Origin of the sequence: Paenibacillus graminis, assembly GCF_000758705.1 — a bacterium.
In the GTDB taxonomy this organism is placed as follows: domain Bacteria; phylum Bacillota; class Bacilli; order Paenibacillales; family Paenibacillaceae; genus Paenibacillus_AQ; species Paenibacillus_AQ graminis.
The window spans coordinates 6,560,823-6,573,733 of record NZ_CP009287.1; the positions used below are offsets into that span (position 1 = coordinate 6,560,823).

10 protein-coding genes are annotated in these 12,911 nt (G+C 53.5%); 1 reads left to right on the top strand and 9 read right to left on the bottom strand.

What is annotated here, in order from left to right:
- Positions 1-243 precede the first annotated feature (243 nt).
- On the bottom strand, positions 244-837 hold the full coding sequence (locus PGRAT_RS28440) for a DL-endopeptidase inhibitor IseA family protein (protein WP_025706540.1): 594 nt from the start codon (positions 835-837) through the stop codon (positions 244-246).
- 267 nt (positions 838-1,104) lie between these two features.
- Between PGRAT_RS28440 and PGRAT_RS28445 the strand changes: the two genes are divergently transcribed.
- A complete protein-coding gene (locus tag PGRAT_RS28445; RefSeq protein ID WP_025706539.1) occupies positions 1,105-1,890 on the top strand; it encodes an alpha/beta hydrolase in 786 nt (261 codons plus the stop codon).
- A gap of 794 nt (positions 1,891-2,684) precedes the next feature.
- Here the strand turns inward: PGRAT_RS28445 and argH are convergent.
- The 8 genes from argH to PGRAT_RS28490 form a co-directional block, all read right to left on the bottom strand.
- Entirely contained in the window at positions 2,685-4,100 is a 1,416-nt protein-coding gene (gene argH / locus PGRAT_RS28455) for an argininosuccinate lyase (RefSeq protein ID WP_025706537.1), read from the bottom strand.
- A 316-nt stretch (positions 4,101-4,416) separates the two neighbouring features.
- Positions 4,417-5,652, bottom strand: coding sequence for an argininosuccinate synthase (locus PGRAT_RS28460; RefSeq protein WP_025706536.1), 1,236 nt, complete (start codon positions 5,650-5,652; stop codon positions 4,417-4,419).
- 379 nt (positions 5,653-6,031) lie between these two features.
- Entirely contained in the window at positions 6,032-7,000 is a 969-nt protein-coding gene (gene argF / locus PGRAT_RS28465; protein WP_025706535.1) for an ornithine carbamoyltransferase, read from the bottom strand.
- A complete protein-coding gene (locus tag PGRAT_RS28470; protein WP_025706534.1) occupies positions 6,997-8,283 on the bottom strand; it encodes an aspartate aminotransferase family protein in 1,287 nt (428 codons plus the stop codon). The genes argF and PGRAT_RS28470 overlap by 4 nt, the downstream gene beginning before the upstream one ends.
- Positions 8,284-8,592: 309 nt before the next feature.
- Complete coding sequence (gene argB, locus PGRAT_RS28475) at positions 8,593-9,402, bottom strand: acetylglutamate kinase (RefSeq protein ID WP_025707336.1); 810 nt, start codon at positions 9,400-9,402, stop codon at positions 8,593-8,595.
- A 41-nt stretch (positions 9,403-9,443) separates the two neighbouring features.
- Complete coding sequence (gene argJ, locus PGRAT_RS28480) at positions 9,444-10,676, bottom strand: bifunctional glutamate N-acetyltransferase/amino-acid acetyltransferase ArgJ (RefSeq protein ID WP_025707335.1); 1,233 nt, start codon at positions 10,674-10,676, stop codon at positions 9,444-9,446.
- A 21-nt stretch (positions 10,677-10,697) separates the two neighbouring features.
- The gene (gene argC / locus PGRAT_RS28485; RefSeq protein ID WP_036706022.1) at positions 10,698-11,753 is read right to left on the bottom strand and encodes an N-acetyl-gamma-glutamyl-phosphate reductase; all 1,056 of its coding nucleotides are present in this window, start codon (positions 11,751-11,753) and stop codon (positions 10,698-10,700) included.
- 214 nt (positions 11,754-11,967) lie between these two features.
- Entirely contained in the window at positions 11,968-12,861 is an 894-nt protein-coding gene (locus PGRAT_RS28490; protein ID WP_025707333.1) for a YitT family protein, read from the bottom strand.
- Positions 12,862-12,911: the final 50 nt, after the last annotated feature.

Below are 12,911 nucleotides of genomic sequence, written 5' to 3' on the forward strand. Positions count from 1 at the left end.
ACTTCGGCATAAGCCCTTTACGATGGAGCAGTATCCTTGAGGCACAACGGCAACAGAAAGGATGAACTGCATTGAGCACAATTGTATCAAATCAATTATCCGCCTGGCTCCGCATCATTCCACCCTTCCCCGCTGCGTCCCCCTGCGCATTCCTCGCCGGCTTCTTTTGGATTCCCACTCAGTTTGCTCCGCCCCAACTCCTGCTCTTCCGCCTACCATCCCTCTGCCAGCCTCAGCCCGCTGTTAGAACAGCGTATCCGGAGACATATCAATTCTCCAATATCCGCTCACTTTCTTCAGCTTCACCACTACGCTTTGGTTCGTCCCCTGGTCCGGTACACTTAACTCAAATACAGCAGTGGCCGCAGTCTTCGAGACCATACGCGCTGTTGCCTTATCATACTGCATTGAGTTGCCTATATCGGTATTCACTTGTGCCATTCTACCGTTCTGCTCCAAAAACTGTGTCTGTACATAAAACGCAGCGGCATTGTGCGTGTAGGCGCGTTTGACGTAACTCATCAGCTGCTGCTTGCTCCCAATATCACTGGAGAGATAACGGTATTCCGTTCCTTTATATTGAAACGTTTCTGGTTGGTACGTTACGCCTCCACGACTGGTATATGTATACAGCTTCTTGGCGTGAACCAGGAGCGGGATCACACTCTTCACCGTCAGATTGTTAATCGTTGCCGGACCTTCCTTGCCCGGCGCGGATACCGCCACCGACTTTACACCTTCAATCCCGAAAGATGGCGAAGCCGCGAACGCTCCGCTCCCCGCTGATACCAGACCCAGTGAAAGAGCGAGGGAGCTGAGCAGCACTTTTTTATTCATTATCAATTCCTCCTTATAATTGTGCGATAAGTACTCTATAACTTACTGCAGCTTGTAAGCTAAAATACCCAATTCACTATAGGGTCAAAACAGGATTGCGGCAGGATAAGAATAAAAAGCTCCGCTTCCCCACAAAACATGGAGAGAACACGAAGTTTACCGCTTCCAAGGAGTTGGATAACTTACTTATCATTCTAAAGATTTTTACAATTTATATCTGTTTTATCCTGTGCTATGATTTGGGCTGAAGGGAAAGGAGATAAAAATATGGCTTTGATTGAGTGCAGATTTTATTCGGATGTCCTGGGACTAAGCACCTCCATGACGGTGATTTTGCCGCAACAGACTACTACGCAAATTGGCATGAACAATGTTACTAAGGGAACACTGCATCCGACACTCTATCTGCTGCACGGCCTCTCGGATGACGACTCCATCTGGCTCCGCCGCACTTCCATTGAGCGCTATGTGGCACAAATGGGGATTGCAGTGGTGATGCCGCAGGTGCACCGGGGCTTTTATACGGATATGGCCGAGGGAGGCCGGTACTGGACCTTTATCAGTGAAGAGCTGCCCGCGCTGGCCCGTTCATTCTTCCCCCTGTCCCCCAAACGTGAGGATACCTTTGTGGCCGGGCTGTCGATGGGCGGCTATGGGGCGGTCAAGCTGGGACTGCGCAAGCCTGAGGCCTTTGCGGCGGCGGCAAGCCTGTCGGGAGCGCTCGATATGGCGCATCATTTCCTGAACCCGGAGGACCCAACTAAGAAGTCCCTAGAGTACGAACGGATTTTTGGCAAACAGAGTATTGAGGACACTCCCGATGACCTGCTATACCTGCTGAAAGAGGTAGACCGCTCCAAGGGCCCTAAGCCGCTTCTCTACCAGTGCTGCGGAACTGAGGATTTCCTCTATGAAGACAACCAAGCCTTCCGCAGGGCCTGCGCCAAGACGTCGCTGTCCTTAACCTACGAGGAAGGTCCGGGCGATCATGAATGGGGTTATTGGGATACCAAAATCCGTGATGTACTGGCCTGGCTGCCTCTGGGTAAATAAGGTCCGACCTACCTAAGCTGTAACCGCAAGCTTAAAGCGGAGGCGCAACAAGCTAGGATGGACACTCAACAAGCTAAGATGGACGCTCAGCAAGCAATGTGGACACACATCAAGCTAAGATGGACACACAGCAAGCTAAAATGGACGCTCAGCAAGCTAATCCAGACACGCAGCAAGCTAAGATGGACGCTCAGCAAGCTAATCCAGATACGCAGCAAGCTAAGATGGACGCACAGCAAGCTAATTCCTGAAAGAACTTAGCTTGCTGTGGAATCTTCCATACTCCGATTCGCCCGATTACGCAGAATTCAAAGGTACGTTTCTACTTGGCGCTTCTTAAGCTGATTAGGTGGAAAAAGTATCATTAATTTGCTTGAGCATCAAGCAACCCGGCTGGTTAAGTGGAAAAAGTCGCACTAAATCAGCCCATTTCGCTCCACATGAGGGAATACCCCTGAATTAAGTTTCCTTTTTCCACTTAATCCCTGCAAATGTTGATTTCTAAGGAGTTTAAGTTTCCTTTTTCCACTTCAGTGCTTCAACAACGGCAGTTCTGCTGTTGCCACATTCGTCCGTTAGACTAGTCAAACTAAAAGATTCTTTTCTCCAACTAATACCCGCCTTCTACAACCGAAGAAAGGCCATGATTTTCCATGTAATAAAAAACTGTCCTCCTCACATCTAGTGATGCGGTGAAAGACAGTCTTTTGTTGATTTCAGCAATCATCTCGGCAATCTATCCAGAATTTATCCAGCGATCTGTCCAGCGATCTGTCCTAGCCAATCCGCCTCTTTTACCGGATAGTATTTACATGCTGCGCAATCCACTCACTGGCATTGTTCAAAGCTGCCTCTGCCCGTTCAATCGCTGCCTTGACCTGCACCGTAGCGGTACCGCCATAGACGTTGCGGGCGTTCACCACAGCCTCCGGCTGCAGCACAGCGTAAATTTGGTCATCGAACAGCGGAGAGAACTGCTTGAACTCCTCCAGCGTCAGATCCAGCAGGAATTTACCTTCGTTAATGCAGTACAGCACTGTCTTGCCGATGACCTCATGCGCCTGGCGGAAAGGCAGACCTTTGCCTACCAGGAAGTCAGCGATATCAGTTGCATTGGAAAAGTCCGTGTTGACGGCTTCACGCATCCGGCTCTTGTTCACCTTCATTGTAGAAATCATTGGCGCAAACAGCTGGAGTGCCCCTGTAAGGGTGGCTACAGTGTCGAACATGCCCTCTTTGTCTTCCTGCATATCTTTGTTGTATGCCAGCGGCAGGGACTTGAGCACCGTCAGCAGCCCGATCAGGTTGCCGTAGACACGGCCCGTCTTGCCACGCACCAGCTCCGGCACATCCGGGTTCTTCTTCTGCGGCATAATGCTGCTGCCTGTGCAGAAGGCATCATCCAGCTCAACGAAGCTGAACTCCGTGCTGCTCCACAGCACCAGTTCTTCACTCAGCCGGGACAGGTGAGTCATCACCAGTGCCGCGTTGGACAGAAATTCGACGATGAAATCCCGGTCGCTGACCGCATCCAAACTGTTCTCATAGACACTATCGAACCCGAGCTGCTCTGCTACAAAATGACGGTCGATCGGGAAGGTGGTTCCCGCAAGCGCCCCTGCTCCCAGCGGCAGCACGTTAATCCGCTTGTAGCTGTCCGTCAGGCGTTCCGCATCACGGCGGAACATGGACACGTAAGCCAGCAGATGGTGGGCGAACAGGATCGGCTGGGCACGCTGCAGATGTGTGTAGCCGGGAACGATCGTCTCGACATTGTCCTTGGCCTGGCCTATCAGCGCTTCCTGCAGCTCATGCAGCAGAGCTACCAGTTCGACCACCCGATTGCGCAAATACAGATGCATGTCGGTAGCCACCTGGTCGTTGCGGCTGCGTCCGGTGTGCAGCTTGCCGCCGACCGGGCCGATCTCCTCGATCAGATTTTTTTCAATATTCATATGAATATCTTCATCTGCCACGGAAAAAACAATCTCCCCCGCACGGACTTTGTCGAGCACCTTGTTCAGTCCGTTCTTGATCGTCTCTACATCCTCCTGCGGCAGGATGCCGCATTTGCCCAGCATTGTGACATGGGCCAGACTTCCCTGCACATCCTCTTCAGCAAGTAGCTTATCGAATCCGATGGAGGCCGTATATTCCTCCACCAGTTTGTTCGTTCCTTTGGTAAAACGTCCGCCCCACAGCTTGCTCACCTGTTGTATCCTCCTCTATTGACGTTAGAAGGGCCGCCCCTGTCCTGACGGGAGGAACGGCCTTCGGCTGTCTGGTTATGTTTGCCTTATCTACATCAGTTGAACTCTAGATTTTCATATTAAGGGTCTGGTCGTAACTATGGGGAATGTTTGGACTTCCAGCCGCTGCCCTTCTGCAGATTTCATACCGCTGTTAACGGAGGAAATCCGCAGACAAAGGCGGTCGCTATCGCTCCTAGAGTTCCTAACTTCCCCTCCGTACTTCTACCTTTTTTATGTTTTCTAAGTTCAACTTATCTATAGGCCTCATGCTTATCTATTGGTTCGATTCTGCCACGCCAGCCGATACCTTCAAACGGAGGGCGTTCAGACGGATAAAGCCTGTAGCATCCCCTTGATCATAAGCCTGGGTAGGATCTGCTTCCATCGTTGCGATGTCCGGATTGTACAGGCTGACCGGAGATTTAACGCCGGCCCCGATGATGTTGCCTTTGTACAGCTTCACGCGTACAGTGCCGGTGACGTTCTTCTGGCTCTCCTTCACCAGCGCCTGCAGCGCAAGGCGTTCAGGCGCGAACCAGAAGCCGTTGTACACGAGTGTACTGTAGCGGGTAATCAGGCTGTCGCGCAGATTCATCACTTCGCGGTCCATCGTGATGGACTCCATTTTGCGGTGGGCGGTGAACAGGATGGTTCCGCCTGGGGTTTCGTACACGCCGCGGCTCTTCATGCCGACAAATCGGTTCTCCACCATATCCACGCGTCCAATGCCATGCTTGCCGCCCAGCTCATTCAGCTTCTCCATGACCTGCAGCGGAGATAGCGGCTCACCATTCAGTGCGACACAATCTCCCTTGAGGAATTCCAGCTCCAGGTATTCCGGCTGATCCGGGGCATCCTCCGGCGCGCTGCTGAGGAGGAACATTCCCTTGTTCTCCGGTGCGCTTGGATCGAACCACGGATCTTCCAGCACGCCGCTCTCATAGCTGATGTGCAGCAGGTTGCGGTCCATCGAATATGGCTTAGCCGCCGAGGCCTGAACCGGAATGCCGTTCGTTTCCGCATAGGCGATCATTTCCGCCCGGCCGGGGAACTGGCTGCGGAACTCTTCGAGCCGCCAAGGCGCAATCACCTTGATGCTTGGCGACAAGGCCGCTGCGTTCAGTTCGAAGCGCACCTGGTCATTTCCTTTGCCGGTCGCGCCGTGGGCAATAGCCGTTGCTCCTTCAGCGATGGCGATGTCCACCATACGCTTCGCAATCAGCGGACGGGCAATGCTTGTGCCAAGCAGGTATTGACCCTCATACAAAGCGCCCGATTGGAACATCGGGTAGATGAAGTCACTCGCGAATTCATCGCGAAGATCATCGATGTAGACCTTCGACGCGCCGGTTGCGAGGGCTTTTTCCTCCAGGCCATCCAATTCTTCCTTCTGGCCGATATCGGCTGTAAAAGCAATAATCTCCGCATCATAGGTTTCTTTCAGCCATTTCAGAATGACCGAGGTATCCAGCCCGCCGGAGTAGGCGAGCACAATTTTTTCTTTTGGCATGGGGGTGCAACTTCCTTTCGTGTGGGGGGGTATAAGATTCGCTAAAGTGCGCTTATAGAAATCCAGTGCCCGGACGCAACTGCGTGAAATGTTTGGACTTTCGGCCGCTGTTGTCTCCAGATTTCTTGATTGTACCGCTGTTCGCGGTTGAAATCCGGGAGACAAAGGCGGACGCATTCGCTCCTACAGTTCCAAACTTTCACTCCGTTGCTACGCACCGGAATTCTAACGTTCCGTACTTAAGTTCATCTTATATAGTGTTTTATATAATATAAGACCAAGCAAGAGCCTTGCCTGATTTGCACGGTCAATCCTGATTTACTCCAGATCGCTGAATACTCTGAACTCTTAGCTATAGCTTAGCCCGTGAATACGGTCCTTAGCCCATCAATGCCGCCATCAGCGCTTTCTGCGCATGCAGGCGGTTCTCGGCCTGGTCGAAGATGACCGAATTCGGACCGTCGATCACGCCGGTGCTGACCTCTTCCTCACGGTGAGCCGGCAGGCAGTGCAGGAACAGGTAGTCGCTCTTCGCGCCTTTGACCAGCTCCTCGTTGACCTGGTAATCCTTGAATGCGGCCTCACGCGCCAGCTGCTCGGCCTCGAAGCCCATGCTTGCCCAGACATCCGTATAGATCACATCCGCGTCCTGTACGGCTTCCTGCGGGCTGCGGGTAACCACGATCACCGATCCGGTCTCCTTGGCAATCTCACGCGCTTCCGCAACGACAGCCTCATCCGGCTCATAGCCTTCCGGTCCGGCAATGGACACATGCACGCCTAGCTTGGCACCGCCGATCAGCAGAGAATGCGCCATGTTATTGCCATCGCCGATATAAGCCAGCTTCAGGCCCTTTAGCTTGCCTTTGTGCTCGTAGACGGTCTGATAATCAGCCAGCACCTGGCACGGATGGGCCAGATCGCTCAGTCCGTTGATGACAGGCACCGAAGCATAACGGGCCAGGTCCTCTACTTTGTCATGGCCGAAGGTACGGATCATGATGCCGTCCAGATAACGCGACATGACCTGCGCCGTATCGCCCACGGTTTCGCCGCGTCCGAGCTGAATGTCATTTTTGCTCAGGAACAGCGCATGGCCGCCGAGCTGGTACATGCCCACTTCGAACGACACGCGTGTGCGGGTCGAGGATTTTTCAAAAATAAGCCCAATCGTCTTGCCCTTCAACGGCTGGTAGACCTCACCGCTCTTTTGCTTCCGCTTCAGCTCAATCGCCAAATCAATCAAATACGTGATCTCTTCCGGGCTGTAGTCGTTCAGCTCCAGCAAATCACGGCCTTTGAGCTGCTGCGCGATATGTTGTGCACCGCTTTTCACTTCCTGGCTCATGAACCTGCCTCCCACTTTCCATTGTTAGCATAAGTATGAATGAGTTCCGAAAGGATGTCCACCGCCTGGTGAATCTCATCGGCGCTTACGTACAGGTTAGGCAGCAGCCGAATGACGTTAGGTCCGGCCTGGACGAACAGCAGCCCGCGCTTCTGTCCGGCCAGTACGATCTCTCCTACCGGTGCCGCGCATTCGATCCCGATGAGCAGGCCTTTGCCGCGGATTTCCTTCACAAACGGCGTATCCGCCAGCTTGTCGCCCAGCAGTCCTTTCAGGTACTCGCCCATGTCGGCGGCACGCTGCGCCAGATTATCTTCCAGCATCGTTTCGATCGTCGCTTCCATTACCGCTGCAGCCAGCGGCGTTCCGCCGAAGGTCGTCGCATGGCTGCCTGGACTGAACGCCTCACGCAGGTATCCTTTGCCCAGCATGACGCCTGCCGGAAAACCGCTGGCGATGCCTTTGGCCAAGGTAAAGATATCCGGCTCAATGCCGTAATGCTGATGAGCGAACAGCTTGCCTGTGCGTCCCATGCCGGTCTGCACTTCATCTACGATCAGCAGCAAACCATGCTCCTTGCACAGGGCCACAACCGCATCCAGGAACTCCTGCTGTACCTCCAGCACGCCGCCTTCGGCCAGAACCATTTCCAGCATAACCGCTGCGGTATTCCCGGAGATTGCAGCCTTCAGCGCCGGAAGATCATGCAGCGGCACGGTCTTGAAGCCTGCCGGAAGCGGCAGGAAGCCTTCTTTTACCTTTTGCTGTCCGGTAGCCGTCAGTGTGGCCAATGTACGTCCATGAAAGGACTGCTCGAACGTGATCACTTCATAACGTCCCGTTCCCTTCACCTTCTGGTGATAACGGCGCGCCAGCTTGATGGCCGCTTCATTCGCCTCAGCCCCGCTGTTGCAAAAGAACACCTGGTCCGCACAGCTGTTCGCTGTAAGCAGCGCAGCCACACGGTCCTGTCCAGGAATGTGGAACAGGTTCGAGACATGCCAGAGCGTATCAATCTGTTCCTTCAGCTTCGCGCCAACCTTCTCAGGCGCGTGTCCCAGACTCGTTACAGCCAGACCGCACATGAAATCAAGATACTTGTTGCCCTGATCATCCCATACCCAGCTGCCCTTGCCCTTGACCAGACTGATGTCATATCTGGCGTAGGACGGGAATACCGCACCCAGCTTGGCAGGAGCAGCCTCCTGAACCTCCGTTTCTGCTGAACGGCCCTGCGGCGCCCCTGTCAAAGAATCTTTTTCCGCTTGTGTAAGCTCACTCATTCTTAGTCACTCTCCCACCATGCTGCTTCCGGTATTCCCGTCAGCGCTTGTTATTATATAAGATGAACTTTATTTTACATTGTGGGATATGGTCGTAACTGCAGGAAATATTTGGACTCCCAGCCGCTGTTGTCGTAAGAATTTCTTGAATGGAACCGCCTTAGCGGTTGAAATCCGGTGACTGATTATGCTTCCGAAGCGAGCTTTCCTACGGAAAACTTTCAGGCGGACGCATTCGCTCTGTAAGTATCCAAACTTCCCCTCCGCACTTCTTCCCTTTTATGACTATTTAAAGTTCATCTTATATAGTTATGAACGAATAATCCGTGTTCCGAGTTCTTCACCCTGCAGCACCCGGCTGAGTACCCGCGGCTCCTTGCCGTCAACAATTACGACTTCGGACACATTGCCCTGGATACAATCGATCGCTGCACGAACTTTTGGAATCATTCCGCCATAAATTTCGCCATTCTCTATTAAGTCTTCAATCTGCCCTACCGTCACAGACGGAAGCACGGTTTTGCGGCCGTCCAGGGTGCGCATAATGCCCGGTACATCAGTGACAACAATCATTTGAGGCGACCCGGTAAAAGAAGCCACTGCACCCGCCGCCGTATCCGCATTAATGTTGTAACGCTGTCCTCCTGCATCTACACCGATCGGCGCAATTACAGGGATATATCCCATCGCCAGAACTCCCCGGACAATCTCTGCGTTGACCCCGGTCACTTCACCGACCAGCCCCACTTCACTGCTATTGGCAACCAGCCGGGCCGTAATCAGCCGCCCATCCACACCGGATAAGCCGAGCGCCTGACCGCCGCTGCCTTGAATCCTTCGGACAATCGCCTTGTTGATGCTCCCTGCCAGCGTCATTTCCACAACATCCAGCACTTCCTCGGTCGTCACCCGCAAGCCGTTCACAAAGCTGCTCTCAATGCCAAGCTTCTCCAGATTGCCGGAAATCGCCGGCCCGCCGCCATGTACAATGACAGGCTGGGCACCGCTCCGCTGCAGCTCCCGCAAATCGTCAAAAAAGGAATCCGGAAGCGCCGCCAGCGTACTGCCGCCACATTTCATCACGAACAGCCCGCCACCCTTATGATTCTCTACAGTCATAGTGTAGTTATCCCCCCAGTAAGCTGAGCCCCAGCTTTGAATCAGGTACGGTATGCAGCATTAATGCGCACATAATCATACGTCAGATCGCAGCCCCAGGCGGTAGCCTTGCCTTCTCCATCAGCTAAAGCTACGGTAATCCGCACAGTATCACTTTTTTGCAAATAATGCAGGGCCTTCTCTTCATCAAAAGCTACCGGACGTGAATGCCTGAGCACCTCGATCCCGCCCAGTGAGATATCCACCCGTTCCGGGGATACCGGCACTCCTGCGCGCCCTACTGCCGCAATAATTCTGCCCCAGTTGGCATCTGCACCAAAAATCGCCGACTTCACAAGGCTGGAGCCGATCACTGTCTTGGCAATCGCTGCTGCAGCCTCATCGTGCACTGCACCGTCAATCTGCACTTCAATCAGCTTCGTCGCTCCTTCGCCGTCACGGGCAATCGCCATAGCCAGACTCTTGCAGACATGCGTGAATGCAGCGGCAAAAGCCTCCCAGTCCGCATGCAGCCGCGTCAGCTTTTCATTCCCGGCCAGCCCGCTCGCCATCGTGACCAACATATCATTGGTGCTTGTATCTCCATCTACCGTAATCATATTAAAAGTGGTGTTGGTCGCGGTACGCAGCAGACCGAGCAGATCCCCGCCGTCAATCACAGCATCCGTGGTCATGAAGCCCAGCATGGTCGCCATATTGGGATGAATCATTCCCGAGCCTTTAGCAGCTCCGGCAATGGTAACTTCCACTTCACCGGCCTTTACTTTGACGCAGCATTCTTTTTTGACCAGATCTGTTGTTAAAATAGCCTGGCAGAACGCCTCCGCTCCGGCGGCTCCTCCGTCCAGCTTCTCAGGCAGTCCGGCAATGCCGCTGCGCACACGGTCCATCTTCAGCAGCTCACCGATTACACCGGTAGAAGCAACCGCAACATCCAGCTCATTCACACCAAGCTCGCGGGCAGCGGCAGCACGCATTTCATAGGCATCGGCTTCGCCCTGTTCGCCGGTACAGGCATTGGCATTTCCGCTGTTCACGATGACCGCCTGCAGCGTCCCGTTCGCCAGACTCTCCCGCGTCACCTTCAGCGGTGCAGCCTGGAATACATTCGTTGTATATACCGCAGCTGCTGTCGCCGGCACCTCGCAGAGAATCGCCGCCAGGTCGTTGCGCTCCGTTTTTTTGAGTCCGCAGTGCAGTCCGCCAGCCGTAAACCCCTTAGGGGTTGTAACACTTCCGCCCTCAATGACGGTAAAAACCTGTTTCTCACTCATTATATTGTTGACCGCTGAAGCTTAAGGATACACAGGTGTGTAACCAAGACCGCGGGTTTCCTCCCATCCCATCATCAAATTCAGGTTCTGAATCGCCTGCCCTGCCGCACCTTTAACAATATTGTCAATGACAGATACAATCGTTACCCGGCCTGTACGGGCGTCTGTGGCAAAACCGATATCACAATAGTTGGAACCGCTGACCTCTTTGGTGGCTGGAAGCACACCCGCATTACGAATCCGCACATAGGGACGTCCTGCATAATACTTGCGGTATAAGTCCACAAAATCCTGCTCGCTGTACCCGCCGCTCATCCCGGCGTACATCGTGCTCATAATTCCCCGCGTCATCGGTACCAGATGCGTAGTGAACGTAACCGTCACTTTTTCTCCGGCAATCTCCGTCAGGGTCTGCTCAATCTCAGGGATGTGCTGGTGCTTGTTGACCTTGTAGGCTTTGAAATTCTCGTTGATCTCGGCGTAATGGACCGTTAGACCCGTTCCCCGCCCTGCGCCGGATACACCCGATTTGGCATCAATAATAATGCTGTCAGGTTTAATCCAGCCAGCCTGCAGCGCAGGGACCAAGCCCAGCAGTGTAGCTGTAGGATAACAACCCGGATTCGAGACAAAATCCACTCCAGCCGCACGCTCCCCGAATACCTCGCATAATCCGTATACAGCCTGCTGCAGATACGCTTCAGGCGGGGCCGGATGCTTATACCACTGCTCATATTCCGCACCGTCCTTCAGCCGGAAGTCACCGGACAGATCAACCACCTTCAGTCCTGCCTCCAGCAGCTGCGGCACCAGCTTGGCACTTACCCCCGAAGGCGTTGCTGTAAACACCACATCCGCCCTCCCGGCGATCTCCGCCGCGTCCACTCCATCCAGATTGCGCTGCACAATCCCCGTTAAATGCGGAAAACCCTCCTCTATAGGCGCCCCGGCGCTTGAAGAAGAAATCACTGAAGTAATCTCTATATCAGGGTGGCCCTGCAGCAGCCTGATCAGCTCCACGCCCCCATATCCCGTTGATCCCACAATTGCCGCTCTCAGCTTACCAGTCACCGTCATCCCCGCTTCCTGCTTTCATGAATAAATGAATACCGCTCTTGGAAATATGTATTATTATACGACTGAATTAATATAAATACAACATGTAACGTCAAGTTTATTGAAATCCGGCTCAAGTTCTCCTATGGCGGAATCACTCTCCCTATCCTATCCGTTTCAGGCTTATTCGGTCCAGATCCTCGAAGCATTTTACGCCAAAAAAAGAAGCAGCCCCCTAAGGAGACTGCACCTCTCTTTTGAACCCTTCGCCCAGTACTTCATGCGCCTCCGTGATAATCACGAACGCTCCCGGGTCAACGGAACGCACTATTGCCTTCAGCCGGGTGATCTCATTTTGGCCTACGACCACCATAAGTACCGTACGGCTATCACCCGTATACCCGCCTTGCGCGTTCAGCTTGGTCAAGCCCCGGTCAAGGTCGTTCAAGATCGCCTGTGAGATCTCTTCCGTCTGGTCGGAAATGATATACGCCACCTTCGTTGTGCTGAAGCCCACCTCCAGCGCGTTGATCACCTTGCCTGTTACAAACAAGCCGATCAAGGCATACATCGCCTGTTCCATGCCCAGCACAAAAGCAGCCAGCGTAATCACCGTACCATCCAGCAGCACGACAGACAGCGAGAAGCTGAACCCCGTAATCTTCTGAATGATCTGTGCCAAAATCGTCAAACCGCCCGTAGACCCGCGTCCGCGGAATACCAGCCCCAGCCCCAGCCCGACCCCAATCCCTCCATAAATGGAGGCAAGCAGCGGATTTGTGGTTGGAACCGGACCATCCTTCGTTAAAAAGATAAACAGCGGCAGCACAAAGCTCCCCAGCAGAGAGCGGAGACCATATTGCTTGCCGAGGAATACCACCCCCAGGATAAAGAGGGGAATATTCAGCGCCCACTGGGTGAAAGCCGGTTCAGCCCCCAGCCAGGCCTCCGCGAGTACGGATAAGCCGGACACCCCTCCGGAAGCGATTCTGTTCGGCAGGAAAAACAGATTGAAAGCCAGCCCCGTAATCAGCGAGCCCAGCAGAATCAGCAGAATATCCACCGTATGGCGCAAGGGTCCATTGAGTGGAATAAGCGGGGGTTTATTACGTGAATTTATTTTTTGCATGCAGGTTGTTGTCTCCTTAACAATATACTTGAAGCCTAGACTTCCTAATC

Coding starts and splice junctions, on each gene's coding strand:
- argB (WP_025707336.1), bottom strand. CDS start 9,402: ATGACTGTAGAGAATCATAAGGGTGGCGGGCTGTTCGTGATGAAATGT.
- PGRAT_RS28445 (WP_025706539.1), top strand. CDS start 1,105: ATGGCTTTGATTGAGTGCAGATTTTATTCGGATGTCCTGGGACTAAGC.
- PGRAT_RS28490 (WP_025707333.1), bottom strand. CDS start 12,861: ATGCAAAAAATAAATTCACGTAATAAACCCCCGCTTATTCCACTCAAT.
- argJ (WP_025707335.1), bottom strand. CDS start 10,676: ATGAGTGAGAAACAGGTTTTTACCGTCATTGAGGGCGGAAGTGTTACA.
- PGRAT_RS28470 (WP_025706534.1), bottom strand. CDS start 8,283: ATGAGTGAGCTTACACAAGCGGAAAAAGATTCTTTGACAGGGGCGCCG.
- argC (WP_036706022.1), bottom strand. CDS start 11,753: ATGACGGTGACTGGTAAGCTGAGAGCGGCAATTGTGGGATCAACGGGA.
- PGRAT_RS28460 (WP_025706536.1), bottom strand. CDS start 5,652: ATGCCAAAAGAAAAAATTGTGCTCGCCTACTCCGGCGGGCTGGATACC.
- argF (WP_025706535.1), bottom strand. CDS start 7,000: ATGAGCCAGGAAGTGAAAAGCGGTGCACAACATATCGCGCAGCAGCTC.
- PGRAT_RS28440 (WP_025706540.1), bottom strand. CDS start 837: ATGAATAAAAAAGTGCTGCTCAGCTCCCTCGCTCTTTCACTGGGTCTG.